At 75.7% G+C, this 18,329-nt stretch carries 19 protein-coding genes and 1 pseudogene; 10 read left to right on the forward strand and 10 right to left on the reverse strand.

Going from position 1 to position 18,329, the window contains the following annotated elements; translation table 11 throughout:
• Positions 1 to 652 (forward strand): transglycosylase SLT domain-containing protein (locus ACFVVU_RS01895; RefSeq protein WP_387787741.1); only part of this gene is annotated, 652 nt, incomplete at its 5' end.
• A 73-nt stretch (positions 653 to 725) separates the two neighbouring features.
• Positions 726 to 1,826 (forward strand): calcium:proton antiporter, encoded by a 1,101-nt coding sequence (locus tag ACFVVU_RS01900; RefSeq protein WP_387787744.1) that lies wholly within the window; start codon positions 726 to 728, stop codon positions 1,824 to 1,826.
• 110 nt (positions 1,827 to 1,936) lie between these two features.
• Here the strand turns inward: ACFVVU_RS01900 and ACFVVU_RS01905 are convergent, their stop codons facing one another.
• On the reverse strand, positions 1,937 to 3,127 hold the full coding sequence (locus ACFVVU_RS01905; protein ID WP_387787745.1) for an LPXTG cell wall anchor domain-containing protein: 1,191 nt from the start codon (positions 3,125 to 3,127) through the stop codon (positions 1,937 to 1,939).
• 358 nt (positions 3,128 to 3,485) lie between these two features.
• Here ACFVVU_RS01905 and ACFVVU_RS01910 point away from each other — a divergent pair, with 358 nt between their 5' ends.
• Positions 3,486 to 4,955, forward strand: coding sequence for a geranylgeranyl reductase family protein (locus ACFVVU_RS01910; protein ID WP_387787747.1), 1,470 nt, complete (start codon positions 3,486 to 3,488; stop codon positions 4,953 to 4,955).
• 92 nt (positions 4,956 to 5,047) lie between these two features.
• Here ACFVVU_RS01910 and ACFVVU_RS01915 read toward each other — a convergent pair whose 3' ends face one another.
• The gene (locus ACFVVU_RS01915; protein ID WP_380683624.1) at positions 5,048 to 5,437 is read right to left on the reverse strand and encodes a hypothetical protein; all 390 of its coding nucleotides are present in this window, start codon (positions 5,435 to 5,437) and stop codon (positions 5,048 to 5,050) included.
• A 404-nt stretch (positions 5,438 to 5,841) separates the two neighbouring features.
• On the opposite strand from ACFVVU_RS01915, the gene ACFVVU_RS01920 reads away from it, so the two are divergent.
• Positions 5,842 to 6,492 carry a TNT domain-containing protein gene (locus ACFVVU_RS01920; RefSeq protein ID WP_387787750.1) on the forward strand — a complete coding sequence of 217 codons (651 nt, stop codon included), beginning with the start codon at positions 5,842 to 5,844 and terminating at the stop codon, positions 6,490 to 6,492.
• 49 nt (positions 6,493 to 6,541) lie between these two features.
• Here ACFVVU_RS01920 and ACFVVU_RS01925 read toward each other — a convergent pair whose 3' ends face one another.
• A complete protein-coding gene (locus ACFVVU_RS01925) occupies positions 6,542 to 7,072 on the reverse strand; it encodes a GNAT family N-acetyltransferase (RefSeq protein WP_387787753.1) in 531 nt (176 codons plus the stop codon).
• Positions 7,073 to 7,170: 98 nt separating this feature from the next.
• Between ACFVVU_RS01925 and ACFVVU_RS01930 the strand changes: the two genes are divergently transcribed.
• The 5 genes and pseudogenes from ACFVVU_RS01930 to ACFVVU_RS01950 all read left to right on the forward strand — a co-directional run.
• The gene (locus ACFVVU_RS01930) at positions 7,171 to 7,872 is read left to right on the forward strand and encodes a GNAT family N-acetyltransferase (RefSeq protein WP_387787755.1); all 702 of its coding nucleotides are present in this window, start codon (positions 7,171 to 7,173) and stop codon (positions 7,870 to 7,872) included.
• A 118-nt stretch (positions 7,873 to 7,990) separates the two neighbouring features.
• A complete protein-coding gene (locus ACFVVU_RS01935; RefSeq protein WP_387787758.1) occupies positions 7,991 to 8,461 on the forward strand; it encodes an HAD family hydrolase in 471 nt (156 codons plus the stop codon).
• 68 nt (positions 8,462 to 8,529) lie between these two features.
• Complete coding sequence (locus tag ACFVVU_RS01940) at positions 8,530 to 9,027, forward strand: hypothetical protein (protein WP_380683629.1); 498 nt, start codon at positions 8,530 to 8,532, stop codon at positions 9,025 to 9,027.
• Positions 9,027 to 9,365: a PRC-barrel domain containing protein gene (locus ACFVVU_RS01945; RefSeq protein ID WP_387787761.1), complete on the forward strand. Its 339-nt coding sequence runs from the start codon at positions 9,027 to 9,029 to the stop codon at positions 9,363 to 9,365. The genes ACFVVU_RS01940 and ACFVVU_RS01945 overlap by 1 nt, the downstream gene beginning before the upstream one ends.
• 27 nt (positions 9,366 to 9,392) lie before the next feature.
• A pseudogene (locus tag ACFVVU_RS01950) lies at positions 9,393 to 9,959 on the forward strand (type 1 glutamine amidotransferase domain-containing protein); the annotation flags it as partial.
• A gap of 79 nt (positions 9,960 to 10,038) precedes the next feature.
• On the opposite strand, the gene ACFVVU_RS01955 reads toward ACFVVU_RS01950, so the two are convergent.
• From ACFVVU_RS01955 to ACFVVU_RS01985, 7 genes are all read right to left on the reverse strand, one after another.
• Positions 10,039 to 11,172: a hypothetical protein gene (locus tag ACFVVU_RS01955; RefSeq protein ID WP_387787763.1), complete on the reverse strand. Its 1,134-nt coding sequence runs from the start codon at positions 11,170 to 11,172 to the stop codon at positions 10,039 to 10,041.
• Between the two features lie 61 nt (positions 11,173 to 11,233).
• Complete coding sequence (gene ligD / locus ACFVVU_RS01960; RefSeq protein ID WP_387787766.1) at positions 11,234 to 13,096, reverse strand: non-homologous end-joining DNA ligase; 1,863 nt, start codon at positions 13,094 to 13,096, stop codon at positions 11,234 to 11,236.
• 125 nt (positions 13,097 to 13,221) lie between these two features.
• Positions 13,222 to 13,803, reverse strand: a complete 582-nt coding sequence (locus ACFVVU_RS01965) for a TetR family transcriptional regulator (RefSeq protein WP_387787768.1) — start codon at positions 13,801 to 13,803, stop codon at positions 13,222 to 13,224.
• 527 nt (positions 13,804 to 14,330) lie between these two features.
• Positions 14,331 to 15,455 carry a saccharopine dehydrogenase gene (locus ACFVVU_RS01970; protein WP_387787770.1) on the reverse strand — a complete coding sequence of 375 codons (1,125 nt, stop codon included), beginning with the start codon at positions 15,453 to 15,455 and terminating at the stop codon, positions 14,331 to 14,333.
• Positions 15,456 to 15,491: 36 nt separating this feature from the next.
• The gene (locus ACFVVU_RS01975; protein WP_387787773.1) at positions 15,492 to 15,863 is read right to left on the reverse strand and encodes an MmcQ/YjbR family DNA-binding protein; all 372 of its coding nucleotides are present in this window, start codon (positions 15,861 to 15,863) and stop codon (positions 15,492 to 15,494) included.
• A gap of 54 nt (positions 15,864 to 15,917) precedes the next feature.
• Complete coding sequence (locus tag ACFVVU_RS01980) at positions 15,918 to 16,391, reverse strand: VOC family protein (RefSeq protein ID WP_387787776.1); 474 nt, start codon at positions 16,389 to 16,391, stop codon at positions 15,918 to 15,920.
• Positions 16,392 to 16,461: 70 nt separating this feature from the next.
• The gene (locus tag ACFVVU_RS01985; RefSeq protein WP_387787778.1) at positions 16,462 to 17,346 is read right to left on the reverse strand and encodes a helix-turn-helix domain-containing protein; all 885 of its coding nucleotides are present in this window, start codon (positions 17,344 to 17,346) and stop codon (positions 16,462 to 16,464) included.
• Between the two features lie 190 nt (positions 17,347 to 17,536).
• Here ACFVVU_RS01985 and ACFVVU_RS01990 point away from each other — a divergent pair, with 190 nt between their 5' ends.
• The gene (locus ACFVVU_RS01990; protein WP_380683639.1) at positions 17,537 to 17,971 is read left to right on the forward strand and encodes a CBS domain-containing protein; all 435 of its coding nucleotides are present in this window, start codon (positions 17,537 to 17,539) and stop codon (positions 17,969 to 17,971) included.
• The last annotated feature ends 358 nt before the right edge of the window (positions 17,972 to 18,329 follow it).

The following is an 18,329-nucleotide window of genomic DNA, read 5'->3' on the forward strand; positions in this document are numbered from 1 at the left end:
GCCGCGGCGCCGCCGCACCGCCGTGGGCGCGACGGCGCTGCTCGCCGGGGCCGCCGCCCTGCTGGCGCTCACCGGCGCGCCGGAGCCGGCCGAGCCGTCCGCGTCGTCCGCGTCGTCCGCGTCGGCGGTGGCGTCCGGGGCGCCGCCGCCGGTGCGCGGTCCGGTCCGGCCGGGTGCGATCCCGCCGGGCGCCGACGTCCCCGTCGCGCTGCGCACGCCGATCGACGACGCGGCCCGCCGCTGCCCCGAGGCCGAGGTCACCCCGGTGCTGCTGGCCGCGATGATCAAGGCGGAGTCCGGCTTCGACCCGGCCGCCGCCCGCCCCGAGACCGGGGAGTACGGCGTGGCGATGTGGACCCCCTCGGTCTTCAACGCCTGGGCGCAGGACGCCGACCACGACGGCGTGAAGGACTACCTGGACCCCGACGACGCCATCGCCGCGATGGGCGGCTACGTCTGCTGGCTCGCCCAGCGCTTCAAGCAGCGCGGCTATCCCGCCGCCGAGCTGCCCGCCCTGGTGACGGCCGGCTACCGGACGAGCGACAAGACGGTCGCCGACGCCGGCGGTGTACCCGATCGGGTGAAACCGCACGTCGGCAAGGTCCTCGCCTACCTCGCGGAGTACGGCGGGACTACGGTGGCCGGGTCATGAGGTCGGCCACATCCGCGGCCTCCCCGGTGGCGCCGCCGTGGAACCCGTGCTTCCGGATGGGATGCTCGGCGGCATGTTCACCAAGCTCCGACCTGCCGTCACGCAGTGGACCGTCGTCGTGCCCCTGCTGGCCTTCGCCGTCCTCGCCCTGACCTGGCACCGCGATCTCCCCGGCTGGGTGGTCGGCGTGGTGTCGCTGTTCCTGGCGGGCGCCGTGCTCGCCGCCGTGCACCACGCGGAGGTGATCGCCCACAAGGTGGGCGAGCCGTTCGGTTCCCTGGTGCTCGCGGTCGCGGTGACGGTGATCGAGGTCGCGCTGATCGTGACCCTGATGATCGACGGCGGCGACAAGTCGGCGACGCTCGCCCGGGACACCGTGTTCGCCGCGGTGATGATCACCTGCAACGGCATCCTCGGCCTGTCCATCGTGGTGGCGGCCAGCAAGCACCGGGTGGCGGTCTTCAACGCCGAGGGGACGGGCGCGGCGCTGGCCTGCATCGGCACCCTCGCCACGCTCAGCCTGGTGCTGCCGACCTTCACCACCAGCTCGCCCGGCCCGCAGTTCTCGCCCGCCCAGCTGGCCTTCGCGGCCGCCGCCTCGCTCGTGCTCTACGGCCTGTTCGTCGCCACCCTGGCGGTCCGTCACCGGGAGTACTTCCTGCCGGTCACCCCGGAGGGCAAGGTGGTGGAGGAGGACGACCACGCCGAGCCGCCGACGCTGCGGGCCACCATCGTCAGCCTGGCCCTGCTCGGTGTGGCGCTGGTGTCGGTGGTCGGCCTGGCCAAGGGCGTGTCGCCGACCATCGAGTCGGCGGTGCAGTCGGCCGGGCTGCCGAACTCGGTGGTGGGTGTCGTGATCGCGCTGCTCGTCCTGCTGCCGGAGACCATCGCCGCCCTGCGCGCGGCCAAGCGCAACCGGGTGCAGACCAGCCTCAACCTGGCGCTCGGCTCCGCGCTGGCGAGCATCGGCCTGACCATCCCGGCCGTGGCGGTCGCCTCGTACTGGCTCTCCGGGCCGCTGGTGCTCGGCCTGGACTCCTCGCACCTGGTGCTGCTCACGCTGACCATCGTGGTCGGCACGCTGACGGTCATCCCGCGCCGGGCGACGCCGCTCCAGGGAGCGGTGCACCTGGCCATCCTGGCTGCCTACGTGGAGCTGGCGATCACCCCCTGAGCGCCCTGGGGACGGCGGGGACGGGGACGGCGGGGACGGCGAACGGGCCGGTGACCTTGAGGGTCACCGGCCCGTTCGCGTGTCCGGGTGCCGGAGGTCCGGGCGCCGGATCAGGAGGAGCGGCGGGTGCGGCGGGTGTAGACGACGGCGCCCGCGCCGCCGAGCAGCAGGACGGTGCCCGCGCCGGCCATCAGCAGGGTGCCGGTGCCGTTGCTGCCGGTGGACGCGAGGTCCTTGCCGGAGGAGGTGCCACCGGCGATCGGGGTCGGCACGCTGACCTGGGTCGGCATGATCAGCGGGTCGGCCGGGTCGACGACGGTGTCGGCCGGCGCGATGTGCACCGGAACGGTCGCGGTGGGCTTGGGGGCCGGGCCGCTCGCGCTCGGCTCCGGCGCCTGGCCGCCCGGGGTGGCGGTGCCGGACGGGCTCGCCGAACCGGTCGCACCCGGGCTGGCCGAGGGGGTGGCCGACGGGCTCGCGGTGCCGCTGGGCGTGGTGCTCGGCGTGACCGACGGGACCGCGCTCGGCGAGCCGGTCGGGGCGACGGTCGGCGGGACCGTCGGGTTCGGCGGCGTCGTGGTCGGCGGCGTGGACGGGGTCGGCGCCTCGGTCGGCGACGGCGTCTCGCTCGGGGCCACCGTGGGCACCGTGCTCGGGGTGACCGGGACCGTCGGGACCGGCGTCGTCGGCGGGGTGGTCGGCGGGGTGGTCGGCGTCGCGCTGGTGGGCGGCGGCGGGACCGGGGTCGCCTTGGTGGGCGTCGGCACCGGCGTTGGCGTCACCGGCGGCGTGGAGGTGGGCTTGCCGGTCGGGCTCGGCGTGGCGGTCGGGGTGGGGGTGCGGCCGCCGCAGTCCACCTTGAACACCTTGTGCTTCGGGTTGTTGAGCTTCGGCGGCGTCGTCGGCAGCTTGCCGTGGTCAAGCTCCACCGAGGCCCAGTACAGCTTGTACTGGCCGTCCGGCAGGTTGATGTCCTCGGTCCGGATGTGGCCCTTGCCGTCCACCGGGATGTCGCCGTACACGACGGCGGTCTCCTTGTTGTCGGTGTGCATCTGGGCGATCAGCCAGACGATGTCCTGGCCCGGGTCGAAGCCGAACGAGTCCAGGTAGAAGGCGCATACCTTGGGCTCGTTGTTCTTGGGCTCCTCGCCCGTCGAGGAGTCGTGGATCTTGACGGTGCCGTTGTTGCCCTTCGCGGCCTGGCCGCCGGCGGCGGCCTCGGCGGTGGGGGTGGCGAGCAGCAGGGCGGCGACGGCGGGGACGGCGACGAGGGACCGCGCCGTGGTGGAGCGAATGCGCATGGCTGTGTCCAACGGGGATCGGCGGCCCGGCGGGGCCGCGCGTGGAGGTGGGAGCCCTCGGCCGACATCGGTCGGCGGACGAGACGCATCAAAATCCCGTAGCCGGTTCGGCCCCGCAAGGACGGTTTGGCCGAATTGCCAGAAAGCAAAGCAGATTGTCCGACAAATCCATGGCAACGATTCGGTCACCCGGATGTGAGGGGCCGGTGTGCGGGATCGGTCCGATCGGGCCGGGTGGTGTCGGGTGGGGCGGCCGATGCCCGCGTGTCGGGTTCGACGGGGCGTTCGCGGTCCATATCGTCTGTGTCCGCCGAATCCGCTGAGTCCGCCGCAGGACCGACACCCGTGGGAGCGCCGCATGCCCGGCCCAGCAGAGCAGTCGTCCACCCGTCCCGCCCAGCCGGACCCCGCCGGCCCGTCCGGCGGCGCCGAGCCGGTCAGGGCGGCCGAGCCGGTCGGGGGCGCCGGGCAGGCCGGGGGAGCGGAGCGGACCGGGGGAGCGGAGCCGGTCGAGGGGGCGGAGCCGACCGCCGCCGACGGCGCGTCCGGGACCGGCGCGGACACGGCCGATGTGATCGTGGTCGGCGCGGGTCCCGCCGGCTCCACCGCCGCCTACCACCTGGCCCGCACCGGCCTGGACGTCCTCCTGCTGGAGAAGTCGGCCTTCCCTCGGGAGAAGGTCTGCGGCGACGGCCTCACCCCCCGCGCCGTCCGGCAGCTGATCGACCTCGGGATCGACGTCTCCGAATCCGCCGGCTGGCTGCACAACCGCGGCCTGCGGATCGTCGCGGGCGGGCGCCGGGTGGAACTCGACTGGCCGGAGCTGTCCGCCTACCCCGGCTTCGGGCTGGTCCGCCGCCGCGCCGACTTCGACGAGCTGCTCGCCCGGCGGGCTGCCGCGGCCGGCGCCCGGCTGGTGGAGCGGGCCAACGTGGCGGGCCCGGTGCTGGACGAGCGGACCGGCCGGATCACCGGCGTCACCGCCCGGCTCGGCGAGGAGCGCCGGCCCGTCACCTACCGCGCGCCCCTGGTGGTCGCCGCCGACGGCAACTCCACCCGGCTCTCGCTGGCGATGCGGCGCTACCGCCGTACCGACCGCGCGATGGGGGTCGCCTACCGCACCTACTTCACCACCCCGCGCCACGAGGACCGCTACCTGGAGGCCTGGCTCGACCTGCGCGACCCCACCGACCCGGCCCGCCGCCTGCTGCCCGGCTACGCCTGGGTGTTCGGCATGGGCGACGGCACCGCCAACATCGGCCTCGGTGTCGTCGACACCGGCGCGGTGCCCCGCGAGGTGGACTGGCGGCAGCTGCTCCGCCGCTGGTGCGACGATCTCCCCGCCGAGTACGGCTACCACCCCGAGGCCGTCACCGAACCGATCCGCGGCTCCGCCCTTCCGATGGGACTCAACCGCCAACCCCACTACGCCGACGGCCTGTTGCTGGTCGGCGACGCCGGCGGCACGGTCAGTCCGGCCACCGGTGAGGGCATCGCCTACGCGATGGAGTCCGGCCGCTTCGCCGCCGAGGCGATCGTCCAGGCCCTCGCCCGGCGCACCGACCGCGGCCGCGATCTGGCCCTGCGCGCCTACCCGCAGGCCCTGCGCGCCGCCTACGACGGCTACTTCGCGCTCGGGCGGCTCACCGCCGCCGCGCTGAGCCACCCGCGGCTGGTGGGCGCGGCCGGGGCGGCCGGGCTCGGCAACCCGGCCCTGCTGCGGGCGGCGTTCCGGCTGATGGTCAACCTGACGGAGCCCAACTCCCGCGATGCGCTGGACCGCCTGCTGCACCTCCTCGGCCGCCTGGCCCCCAGCAGCCGGGGCTGAACCCGGCGGTCCCCGGTCCGAACCCGGTCCCTGGCCCGAACCCGGTCCCTGGCCTGAGCCCCGCCGTCCCCGCCGCGGGCCGGCGGGCATGCCTAGTCACTGAACCAGGCGCGCCCGTCGGCGGACAGGAACGCCCGCAGGACGAACGCGCCGAGGGCGATGCCGGCCAGGGCGGCGAACGAGCCGGTGGCCACCAGGAGCACGCCGACGGCCACGGACAGGGCCTCGATGACGGCCACCGTCGTCCTGGTCCAGCCGGCCCGGCGCGAGGCGAGGCCGGCACAGGTGCCGAGCAGCAGTCCGACCAGCACGGAGGTCATCGCGACGAAGCGCACCAGCGCGACCTCGTCGCCCTGGTTCCGGCCGAGGGCCCCGAGCAGCAGGAGGCCCGAGCAGCCGCTGAGCGCGGCGTGGATCCACACGCACGCGACCGCCCGCCGGACCGACGTCGGCATCCGCCGTGCGGCGCACTGGTCCGTCATCGCTGACCACCCCCGGTCGTCGAGCGGCCGTGGCCGGCGGCCGGGCCGTACCGGCGAGGATCGGGCCGGCCCGACGCGCTGTCAATGGAACTGATGCGTCCCCCGGCGGCTCCGGCGGGGTCCGCCGCTGGTTGCGGCGGCTGTGCCGGGTCCGAGGCTGGGGGCGCGACCCTCCAGTTTGCACGCCCCCGGCGCCCGACGTGCGCGGGTTGGCCGAAACCGGGGGCTCCGGACCCGTTACGGGCTATCACGGTTGACGCGCGATCAGATGATCCGATTGCCTGGTGCCGGCTTGGCCACGGAGGGTGACCGATCACGCTCCGGTCCGCCCGCCGTGCCGCCGCCGGCTCGTCACCGCACCACCCAACCCGCCTGCCAGCTCACCACCTCATGACGGAGACAACGTGCGCCTTCGCCTGCTCGCCGTACCGCTCGCCGCGGTCGTCGCCCTGCTCGCCCCGACCACCCCGGCCCTCGCCGCCGCGACGGCCGCCACCCCGTCCGACGAGTGCTCGACGGCGGACTTCCACGGCGATCCCCGGCTCGGCCCCGCCGACCTGCCGACCGCCGGCACGGTCGGCCGTGAGCTGATCGGCTACCGGCGGACCGGTGGCCTCGACGAGGCGAAGTTCCTCGCCACCTACTACAGCCCCACCGCCAACAACGGCAGCCCGGGCTGGATATACCCGCCCGCCAACGGCTACGTCACCCTGCCCGACGGCACCCCGGTCGAGTTCGAGATCACCCTCTACCCGAACCAGCGGATCGACCGCTACGGCAGCGAGTACGGCGCGTTCCTCGCCCCCGAGGGCCTGCCCTACGCCAGCCGCTCCATCCCGCCGCAGAGCCTGGACGCCAACCCGGCCGCGAGCTGCAACTACCACGACTACCAGGTGGTCAAGCCCTTCAAGGTGCACGCCGGACCGATAGCGCCCTGGTTCGGCCAGCCCGGCTACGGTCTGCAGTACCAGCTCGACGCCGCGCTCGTCCCCGACGGTCCGGCCCGGCTGAACGTGCTCTGGCTCGTCGACAACGGCTACCTCGCCCGGGTCTGACCCCCTCCGGCGCGACGGCGGTCCCTGGGCTGCGGCCCCCGGGCTCCGGCTACCAGAGGTCGCCGTCGCGCCAGTCGCACACCAACCGCCCGTCGAGGTCCAGCGCCACCGCACCCGGCAGCACGAACACCTCGCCCTCGTCGTCCGGCGTCGGCACCGGGCCGTGCGGCGTCAGCGCGGTGAGCGGACCGCGCCACGGCTGCCGGCCGCGCGCCGCGTAGAACGCCACCGCGTCGTCCGCCGCGCAGAGCGCCCCCAGCTGGTAGCCGCCCCGGACCACCGCCTCCGACGCCGCCATCGGCGCCGCACCGTGGCCGCGCCCGCGCCGGTCCGCGCGCACCACCACGTTCTCCACGTACCCCGTGCGCAGCGCCCGTCCGGCGTGCAGCAGCCGCCGCTGGACCACCGCCGCGTGCCCGATCAGCACACCGCCCTCCCGGACCAGCGCGTGCACGCCGCCGAGCCCGTGCTCCCAGTCCTCCTCGCCCAGGTCGACGAACTCCTCGGCCAGCAGGGCCCGGACCGCCTCCCTGGTGCCGGGGTCCAGGGCGGAGGTGTGGGCGGTGAGGAGTTCGGCCATGGGCCGATCGTGGCACGCCGGGGCTGCGGTGCCGACCGGTTTTCGCGGCGACGGTAAATCCGTTGCCGGGCAGGTGGGACGGGGGATAGGAAGGGCGGATGAGCACCACGCACTCCACCACACCCGTCGGCTCCGCCGCTTCCTCCGCGCCCGCAGCGCCCGTAGGACCGCCGACCGACGGCAGCCGCGGGTTCGTCCCGGCCGTCCTCGACCTGGGCGACGTCGTCCTGCGTCCGTGGCGGCCCGGCCTGGAGGTCCGGGGCGGTGCGGTGGCGAGCCTGACCAAGGCCGCCGCCGATCCGGAGATCGCCCTCTGGAACCCGCTGCGCGCCGCCGACCCGGTGCAGGCCGAGGCGTGCCTCGACCGCTGGGCCACCGGCTGGGAGAACGGCAGCCTCGGCTACTTCGCGATCCTGGACGCCGTGGACTCCGAGCTGTTCGGCACCATCGCCCTGCGGTGGACCGACCGTGCCGACGGGCTCGCCATGGTCGGCTACTGGCTGCTGCCGGCCGCCCGAGGCAGGGGCGTGGTCACCCGGGCCACCCGCACGGTCACCCGCTGGGGCTTCGACACCGCGGGCGCCCGGCGCATCGAACTCGCGCACGCGGTCGACAACCCCGCCTCGTGCCGGGTCGCCGACCGTTGCGGCTTCCCGCTCGAAGGTACCCTGCGTGCCTCCTACCGTTTCGGCGACGGCCGCTACCACGACGAGCACCTCCACGCCCGGCTGGCCACCGACCCCGACACCGAGGCCGGCGCGGGTCCCGGCCCCGAGGCGCGGGGCCGCCGGGACGGCTGAGCCCGCGCGGATGGCATGGGGCTGCCCGGTTCCCCGGCGGGCAGGGGGCGGGGTGCCGGGTGCGGGCCTAACCTGGAAGGGCGCGCCCGTACGTGGTGCGGAACGGGAGCGGTGGGCCATGACGGTCATCTCCGCGGCACTCTTCGGGGCCGATTGGCGTGCGACGCCACGCGGTTCCGCCGATCTGCCGCGCGAGTGCGCCGCCCGTGGCTGGACCGTGGTGCTGACCGCCCCCGGTCCTGCCGCGACCCCCGCGCTCACCGTGACCGACCCCGGCCACGACCCGGTTCGGGCCGCGCTCGACCTGGTCGGTGGAGAGCCCGCGCACGCGGTGTTCGTCGCCGGGAGCGTGCCCGAGGTCCGGGCGGCGCGCCGGGCCGGGGTGGCCTGCGTCGCCGTGCTCGGCGTCGGTGCCACCGCGCCCGAACTGCGGGCCGCGGGCGCCGTCGAGGTGCACCGTGACGCCGCGGCCCTGCTGCGCGTGCTGGACGACAGCCTGCTCGCCCGCCCCCGGGCGTTCCGCGACCGCCGTCCGACCGCGTCGACCGGGTTGACCGCCTCGACCGCCTCGGCGGGCCGGAGCGGTTAGCCCGCACCCCGCCGGGCACTCGCCCGGACGGGAGGACGTCGTCACCGGAAGTGCCGGAGGTGACCGAGATGGACGGACCCGCGCTGAGCGGACGGGAGCGGCGGCTCCTGGCCGAGATCGAGGGCGAGCTGAGCAGGGACACCCGCCTCGACCGGCGGTTGAGCACGATGGGTGCCAAACGGCCGAGCCGGTTGGGGAACGCGTTGGGCGGCCTGGGCCGCCGGATGCCGGCCGGTGTGCTGATGACGGCACTGGTGATGTCGGCGGTCTGCCTCAGCGTCGCGGTGCGCAAGCCCACCGCGGCCGTGGCGATCGCCTCGGCGGCGGTCTGGATCGGCAGCGTCCTGATGGCGGCCGCCCTGTCGACCGTGCTGCGCCGTCGGCGGCGCGCCCGCGTGGAGGAGACGGCGGACGATCTGCTGGACGGCGGGTACCGGGGACCGCGCGCCCGCGGGTGGCCGGGGGAGCCCACGGACGGCGGCGACCGCCCCGGCGATCATCCGGAGGGGCGCCGCGACCGGCAGGACGGCCGCGAGCGCAGGCCCTGGGACTATCCGGAGACGTGATGACCACCGAGCTGTGGGAGTACCGCCCCGGCTCCCACCACGCCGCCGATCTCACGCTGGTCGGCTACGAGGTCGAGGCGACGGACGGCCCGCTGGGCCGGGTGGACCAGGACGCCGGGGACCACCTGCTGGTGGACACCCGGCCGTGGGTGCCGGGCGCCCCGGTCCTGGTACCGGTCGGACTGGTGTCCCGGATCGATCACCTCGAACTGGTCGTCCATCTCGACTGCCCGCGCGCCCGGGTGCGCTCGGCGCCGCCGCCCGCGGCCGTCGACCGGGCGGGAGGGGCGGCCGGGCCCGGTGCGGGCCGTGCGGGCCGTGCGGGCCGTGCGGGCTGAGTCGGCGCGGGACGGGTGGTGAGCGGGGTGAGCCGGACGGAGTTCGTCGCCCTCACCGGCCGCACGGTCGCGTTCCTGGTCGCGCCCGAGGGCGTCGAGCAGACCGAACTGACCTCCTCCTGGCAGGCCGTCGCCGAGGCGGGCGGCACGCCGCGGCTGGTGTCCACCCGGCCCGGACGCGTGCAGGCGTTCCGGCACCTGGACCGGGCGGACACCTTCCCCGTCGACGACCTCGTCGGTGTGGCCGAGCCGGCCGCCTACGACGCGCTGGTCCTGCCGGGCGGCGTCGCCAATCCCGACACCCTGCGGCTGCACCGGGCCGCCGTGGCCTTCGTCCACGAGCTGTCCGCCGCCGGCCGGCCGGTCGGGGTGATCTGCCACGGCGCGTGGACGCTGATCGAGGCGGACGCGGTGCGCGGTCGCACGCTCACCTCCTGGCCGAGCATCCGCACCGACCTGGTCAACGCCGGCGCCTACTGGGTCGACGAGCCGGTCCACGTCTGCCGGGACGGTCCCGGCGTGCTGGTCTCCGGCCGCAAGCCCTCCGACCTGCCGGTCTTCAACGAGACACTGGTGACGGAGTTCGCCCACGCGCACCCGGCCAAGGGCCCGCACCCGCCCTGGCCGGTCGCCCACGAGGCCGCCCCCTCCCGCCACACGGCACCGGAGGACGTCAGCCGAGGAAGCGGTGGACCGGTCCCAGACTGACCGGCAGCTCGTCGCTGACGTCGACGGTGCAGACGTAGGTGACGGCGGCACGCCGGTCGTCGGCCGGGTCGAAGAAGCGCACCATCACGTCCTGGCAGTCGGAGTCCGCCCGGCAGTACGGGCTCCTGGCGACGGTGATCGTGTCCAGGGTGCAGAGGCCGGGCGTGGCCGGTCCGGGCGTGGCGGGGCCGGGCGTGGCGGGGGCGAGTGCGTCGGGCAGCCACTGGGCGGAGAGCGGGCCCTCGCCGAGCAGGCCGCCGCTCAGGAAGGTCTCCGTCACGGCGTGGTTCAGCGCCCGTTCGGCGGCGCTCCGGCCCGGGTTGCGAAGCTGGTAGTACACCTTGTCGAGCAGTGCGCGGACGTGCCCGGTCACCGCTTCGTGGTCGTGATCGTGGTCGTCTCCGTCGTCGTCGTGTCCGTCGTCGGGATTGCGATCGCGCCGGGTGATGCCCTCCGCGACGGTGTCCACGGCGGCCGCGATCAGCGGGGTCTCCGTCCAGCGGGCCAGGCCGACGGCGCTCACCCGGACCACCGGCACGGTCCGGCCGGAGAACAGCCGCATCGAGCGTTCGGTGAGCCGGCCGGGGACGGTGAGTCGGCCGATGCGGCCCGGATCCCCGAGCGGGAGCGACTGGCCGAGCAGCGCCTCGCGCAGCGCCCGGTGGACGGGGTGCACCGGCGGGGCGGCGGCGATCCGGCGCAGCAGCGCGAGCCGTTCCTCCTCGTCCTCCTCGGTCCCGTCCGGCGCGGGGCCGGGGAGCGGGCCGGACCAGTCCATCCCGACGGCGGGTCCGGCCTCCAGGGCATAGACCGGGGTGCTGTCGAGGGTGAGCGTCCAGGTCACCTCGGACGAGGCCCAGGGGTTGCCGACCAGGTGGTCGTACAGCTGCCGGGCGTCCCCGGGATCCGGGGGCGGTCCGCCGGGGACCTCCGCCAGCTGTCGCCGGAAGCCGTCCAGGCGGGCCGCGGAGCGGAAGTCGACGCCGACCCGGCCGACCGCGTACACGGGCGCGCCCTCGGCGGGGCAGGCGTCGGCTTCGGCGGGGTCGGGGCTGGGGCTGGGGTCGGGACTCGGGCTGGGGCTGGGGCTGGGGTTCATGGTGCTGGGCTCCCTCGACGCGGCTCGGTGGGCGGGTACGGCTCGGTGGGCGCGTCCGGGCTCAGTCGCCGCGCAGCCGGACGAAGAGCGCCGTCGGAGGCCGTCCGGTCACGGTCACCTCGGCGCGCAGCGCGGTGGTGACCGGCCGGACGGAGCCGTACTGCGGATCGTGGACGGGCGTGCCGAGCCGTCCGGCCGTCGCCTCCGCCACCTGTCGGGACTGCGGCGGGGAGAGCGGCGGCGAGGAGAGCAGGACCCGGCCGTCGTCCAGTTCCAGGACCACCGCCCTCGGCCGCGCCGGCGGTCCGGTGACGGCGCGCACGGCCGCGTCCACGGTGTCGCCGCGTCGGTACTTCACCCAGACCCGCCCGGCGCCGCGGGCCCGGTACGGGGAGCCGGCCGCTTTGCAGACCAGCCCCTCCACCCCGGTGTCGGCGAGCCGTTCCATCCAGGCCAGTGCCTCGGCCCGGTCGGTGGTCGCCAGGACGGCCTGGACCGGGGGCGGGACGTCGGCCAGCGCGGCCACCAGCAGCCGCCGCCGGTCGGCCAACGGCAGCCCCCGGACGTCCCGACCCGGCAGGGCGAGCACGTCGAAGGCGATCAGCCCGAGCGCCACGTCCTCGGCGGCCCGCGCCTGGCGGGTGCGCAGCAGTTCCTCGAAGGCGAACCGTCCGCCGCGCCAGGCGACCAGCTCCGCGTCCAGCACCAGCCCGGCCGGGAGCCGGGTCACGGCGGCGGCGATCGGCGGGAAGTCGGCCGTGAGGTCCCGCCCCGAGCGGGACTGCAGGAACGACGGACGCCCCGGCCCGCGCGCGAAGGCCACGCAGCGGAAGCCGTCCAGCTTGAGCTCGTACACCACCCCGGCCCCGCCGAGGCCGTCCGCCGGGGGGACGGCGGGCACGGCCGCCGGGCGCATCACCTCCACCGGGGGCTCCAGGACCACCGGATCACGGGCGGCGGCCGAGGGCGCTCTTCGGGGTGAGGTGGTCGGGGTGGTCGGGGCGGTCGAGGTGGCGGCGGTGGAGGGGGTGTGCGGCGAGGCGGCGGGCAGCGGACGGGCGCGTGCCGGATCGAGGAGCGGCGCGAACAGGTCGCCGCGCGCCGCCAGCCGATCCGGCACGTCGGCGATCGTGAACACCAGCTCCTCCACCGACCCGGCCGCGTCCAACTCCGCCCAGGACAGCGGCGCCGACACCGTCGGCCGCTGCTGCGCCCGCACGGTGTACGGCGCGGCGGTGGTCTTCTTGGCCGCGTTCTGCGACCAGTCGACCAGCACCCGGCCGGTGCGACGGGCCTTCGCCATGGTGTGCACGACCAGGTCCGGGTGGGCCGCCTCCAGCTCGGCGGCCAGCTGCTTGGCGTACGCGGAGACCCGGGCGCTCGGCATGGGCTCCAGCGGCACCATCAGGTGCAGGCCCTTGCCGCCGGAGGTCTTCACCCAGGCCTCCAGACCGTCCGCCGCGAGCCGCTCGCGCAGCATCCCGGCCACCGTGCGGCAGGTGAGGACGTCCGCCCCCGCGCCCGGGTCGAGGTCCAGCACCAGCCGGTCCGCCAGCCCCGGCGCGGCGGTGTGCCACTGCGGCACGTGCAGCTCCAGACAGCCCAGGTTCACCAGTGCGAGCAGGGCGGCGCCGTTCTCCAGCACCACCTGGCGCAGCTCGCCGCTGTTGCTCGGCACCTCGGCCGTGCGCACCCAGCGGGGCGTCCCGGGCGGCGGGTTCTTGGCGACGAAGACCTCGGCCGCCACGCCGTCCGGGGTGCGCAGGAAGGACACCGGGCGGTCGCGCAGGTGCGGCAGCAGCGCGGCGTGGACGGCGGCGTAGTAGCGCAGCACCTCGCCCTTGAGGGTGCCGGTCTGCGGGTAGTACACCTTGTCCAGATGCGAGAGCGCGAGCGTGCGCCCGTCAACCACCATCTGCGGCATCGCCGCCTCCGAGGCTGCGCGCGTCCCGGCGCGGCCGGGTCCGTTGCGGCCAGTCTGCCCGGCGCGGGGGCGCGGCGCGAGCCGTCCACGCCCCGGGCAGGTCGCTTGCCCGTTGCCCGGGAGTGTCACGGCCCGAGCAGGTCAAGCGCGGTACGGACCAGCGTGGCATCGGTGTCCGGCGCCCGCTCACCCGCCAGCCCGGAGCGGAACAGCGAGGCGCCCTCGATCAGCATCACGAACACCCCGGCCCTGGCCTGCCGTTCGGCCGGCGACAGCCCGGGCCGTCGCCGGCCGAGGAACGCGGCCACCTGCTCCCGGTAACCGTCGTAGAACTGCCGGACGGCACCGGCCACCGCCGCGTCCCGGGCAGCGAGCGCCCACACCTCGGCGAACAGCCGGACCAGCCGCGCGTCCTCCTGCTCGGCCAGCAGCGCCACCACCACCGCAGCGGCCGTGTCGGTGTCAGGGGCGGTGTCGGTTTCGCGGGCGGTTTCGGGGGCGAGCAGCGGGGCCAACCGCTCCGCCGACCGCCGCAGCACCCGCTCCAGCACAGCCGCGACCAGGTCGGCATGCGTGGGGAAGTAGTACTGGAGATGCCCCAGCCGTACCCCGGCCGCCGCCGCCACGGCCCGCATCGTCAACTCCGCCCCGCCCTCGGCGACCAGCACCCCCTCCGCCGCGTCCAACAGCGCCTCCCGCCGCTCCACCCCCTTCCGTCCCCGCCCCGGGCCCCCCTTGCCGGCACTCCGGGCAACCCGCTCTCCGGACCCAGCTCCCACCGAGCGACTGCCGGAGCCGCCCGGCCCCGGGGCCGCCGTGCCGGCGGCCCCCGCCGAGCCGGCCAGGGCGTGGCCTTCCGGAGCGGTGGCCGGTCCGTGGGCACCGGCGGTGCCTTCGGCTCGCTCCATGGTTGGGGCTGCCACGGTGGCGATTTCCGCCTGCCGTTCGGCTTCCTCCGGTTCGCCTGCGTGCCCAGGGGTGGTGGCGGCGGTTTCGGCCGGGCTGTCGGGGGTGCGGCGTTTCGGAGCGGTGGCCGATCTGTGGGGGCCGGGGGTGGGCTTCGGCCGTGCCGGGCCGGGAGCCGTTGGCGTGCCGGCTTCCGTGGCGGTGTTCGGGGCGGGCGTGGGTGGGGTGGGATCCGGTCGCCGCGTGGCCTTGTGGGGGCGGGGCCGCCCGGGGGGTACCTCGGTGGGGTTGCCCGGGTTCGGGTCTGGCGGTGTGGCGGGGGCGGTGCTCATGCGGCAGCATCCAAGCCGGTGGCGGGGTGGATGTCGACCGAGACACCGAGGGCGGCGAGTGCGGGGAGGAGTTGGGCGGGGCGGGGCGTCCGTTCCGGGAAGGAGACGCCGGCCGGGGCGGGGGCCGCACCGTCCGTGCCGAGGGCGCGGCGGAGGGCGAGCAGGCCGCCGACGGCGGTGAGGTGGGCCTGGCCGGCGCGGTCCTCGACGACGGCGGTGAGGGTGCGGCCGCCGTGCGTGACGTCGATCCGCAGGAGCGCGGTGCCGCCGTCGCCGGGTGAGTACAGCATGGCGCGGCGGGCGGACTGCCAGCGCTCGCCCCGGCCCCAGCGGAAGAAGCCGGCGTGCTTGGCGGCCAGCAGGGCCCGGGTGCTGAGGCCGGAACTGAAGCCGATCCGGGTGGTGGCGGTCGTGGTGCCGAGGGTGAGCGGCAGGGTGAACTGCTCGGGCGTGTCGATCCGGGCGACCCGGGTGGGACGGTCGCCGATCCGGACGGTGCCCGCGTCACTCAACGGGGCGACCGTGCTGCGCCGGCCCTCGCGGATGACCTCGTAGTCCAGCCCCAGCCGGTCCATGAACTCGACGGAGTCCGCGCCGGCCCGGTCGGCGAGGTCCCAGCGGATGGCGGTCTCGACCCGGTCCGCCCCGCCGAGCCGGTTTGCCAGCGCGGCGGCGACCAGGCTGACGACGCCGCCCATCCACGCGGAGGAGAGCAGCACCGGTTCGGTCGGGCGCAGCAGGGCGGCCAGGGTGGCGGCCCGCTGGAGCCGGACGGTCCAGCGGGTGATGTCCGCGTACGGCACCCCGCCGACGATCGCTGCTCGCAGCACCCGGTCGTCCGGGTCGTTGACCACGCCCACGACGGCCCGGACCGCGGCCTGGAACGGTGCCGGGTCGGCGAGGTCCCAGCGGCGGACCGCGGCGTGCGGGGCTCCGCCGAGGTCGTGGACCAGCGCTGCTCCCCGTTCCTCGGACCGGCCGGTGAGCAGTACGGGGTGGTCGGCCGCCACCAGGCGGGCGAGTTCGGCGCCGACCGTCCCGTAGCCGCCGACCAGGAGGACGGGCCCGTGCGGGTCGTGGGTGAGGGTGTCGGGGGCGGAGACGTGTGCGGGTGTGGTCATGGAAGAAAAAATAGGTCACCTGACCTAAAAATATTGTCAAGGTGCGCGGCCGGTCACCAGGGCGTGCGCGTCGGCGACCAGGTCCTCGATCCGCTTCCAGTCGAGCGGTGTCACATCGAGGCGGACGCCGACCCAGCCCCGGTGGCCGACGTGGGGCGGCCGGAAGAACCGGTCCGGCGCCTCGGCGACCAGGAACTCCTGGGCGCCGGCCGCCGCCGGACACCAGAACGCGAGGTGGTCGTCGCGGTGGTCGGAGAGCATCACGAGGACCCGCGCCCGGCGGCCGGCACCGGCGAACCAGGTCGGCTCACCGTGGCTGACCCGCTCGTCCACCTCGGGCAGTGCCAGGCAGACGGCCCGCAGTCGCTGCACGGCCGCCGCCTCGCCGGAGGAATCGGCTGCGGTCACGTCGCCGGTCGTGTCACCGCTCGTGTCACCGCTCGTATCGCCGGGGCGCACGGCTCAGCCCGCCGTGGGTCGGGGCGCGCCCGGGTAGGTGCCGAAGTACCAGTGGTTGCCCTCCGGATCGGCGGCGGCGAAGTCGCGCGAACCGTAGTCCGTGTCGAACGGCGCGGTGGTGATCCGTGCCCCGGCGGCGACGGCCCGCGCGTGCAGGGCGTCCGGGTCCGCCGTGACCACGTACGCGCTGAACGTGCCGGGGCCGCCGGGCCAGGGCTCGGCGCCCTCGGGCGTCGGGCGGTCGGAACCGAGCATCACACCACCGCCCTCCGGCCAGGCCAGCTCCGCGTGGGCCACGAACGCGCCCTCGCCGTAGGCGACCACCTCCTCGAAGCCGAACGCCTCCGAGAGGAAGCGGATCAGCGCGTGGGCGTCGCGGGCCCGCAGGCTCGGCCAGACCTGCGGCGCAGGCGCCGTTCCGCCGGAGTTGATGTCGGCGGTGTTTGTGGGGCCGGTGTCGGTGGTGTCGGTGCCCATGGCGGGTGCCTCCTCCGGGTCGTGGCGGCCGGTCCCGGACGGGCACCGGGCCGGACCGCCGTCATGCCTCTCACTCTGGCGCGGGCCCGGTGGCCCCGCCTTGGACATTTCGGAACTTCGCCGCGTCCGGCCCCTCCTCGGCCAGCCAGGTACTCGGCGCGCACCCGGCCAGCGCGCGGAACTCGCGGGCCAGGTGGGCCTGGTCGGCGAAGCCGCAGTATGCCGCGAGCTCCGCCAGCCGGGGCGTCCCGCCGGGCGCGGCCAGCAGCCGGCGGGCCCGGTCGAACCGCATCACGCGGGCGGCGGCCTTCGGGCTGAGGCCGGTCTCCCGGCGGAACCGGTCCAGCAGGTGCCGTTCGCTCCACCCGGTCTCCCGGGCGAGCGCGGCCACCGGCAGAGCCCCGCCGCTGCGCCGCAGCGCGGACCAGGCGTGGACGACCTCCGGCGGCACCTGGCCGGAAGGGCGCGCGAGCCGCAGCAGCGCGCCGTCCAGCGCCGCGAAGCGCTCCGGCCAGTCGCGGGCCTCCCGGGCCGCCTCCCGGAGGCTCGCGGCCGCCGCCCCGAGCACTGCCTCGGCCGGGACGTCCAGCCCGGACAGGGCCCGCGCCGCGAGCGGGTGGACGGCGAGCTGGATGCCGGACTGCCGGCCGTCGTGGCTGATCAGCGCGGGCGCCGTGTGCACGCCGCCGATCAGCGTGGCGTACCGGGCGGGCGGCTGCCCCGGGTCCGGGTGGCCGGCCACCGTGAGCGGATCGTCCAGGGTCAGGATGAAGGTGAGGTGCGGGGACGGCAGACCCCGGTGCAGCGCGGGTGGCACACCGTGCCGGCGGTAGCCCGAGTACCAGGCCACGTACGGGCGCAGCGCCGTCGTGGGCCGCACCCGGACCGCCTCGTCGAGCGGGTCGTCGCCAGCCGCCGTCCTGCCGGGCGGTGCCCCGGCGAACTCGTCCGTCACGCCCCCAGTATCGGTCCGCCCCGTCGCCCGCCGCAGCGGCAGGGCCCGTGCCGGGCCCTGCTCCCGCACGGCCCGGCGGTGACCGCACGTAGCACCCGGGGCGATGCGCTCGCGGACCGTCGGCGGGGTGCATAGGGTGGGCGCAGCGGACCGTTCGCTGCTCGGGGGAAGACCCTGAGGAGGAGTCCCCGTGACCACAGCCCGAGACATCATGCACCCCGGCGCCCAGTGCGTCGACGCCGAACAGAGCCTCGCCGACGCCGCCCGGATGATGCGCGACATGAACGTCGGCGCCCTCCCGATCTGCGGTGGCGACCAGAAGCTGAAGGGCATCATCACCGACCGCGACATCATCGTCCGATGTATCGCGGAGGGACGGGACCCGGCCGCCGTGAAGGCCATGGAACTGGCCGGCCACCTGCACTGCGTCCGTGCCGAGGACGGCATCGACGCCGTGCTCCAGAAGATGGAGCAGCACCAGATCCGCCGGATCCCGGTGATCGACGGTGACCGGCTGGTCGGCATGATCAGCGAGGCCGACCTGGCGATGGGCCACCGTCAGGGCCACCGCCTGACGGACCAGCAGATCATCGACTTCATGGACAGCGTCTACATGAAGCGGTGACGCCGGCCGTCCCGGACCTGACGGGGCGGGGCCGGCGGGCCCCGCCCCGCGAGGACGCCCGCGCCGGGCCGCGCGAGGGTCCTCGCCGACGCTTCCGGACCCGGGTCGCAGGGCGACGGCGGCGACTGCCGGGACGAGGGCCGCGAGGACGGCGATGGACGCCAGGACCGTCAGGGCCCGGCCGGGTCGGCGAAGGCGCGGTCGGATGATCCGATGGCCTGTCAGAACGCTGTGGTGCATGGATGTTCACTCCTCGTTCCGAGCTCCCGGGGACAGGCCGGGAGGGGCGCTGAACCTGACGCTGATGAGGCTAGGGGTCCGCGCAGGGGGCCAAGAAGTGCCGATCTGCACATGTTCG

This window comes from Kitasatospora sp. NPDC057965, from assembly GCF_042887135.1.
In the GTDB taxonomy this organism is placed as follows: Bacteria; Actinomycetota; Actinomycetes; order Streptomycetales; family Streptomycetaceae; genus Kitasatospora.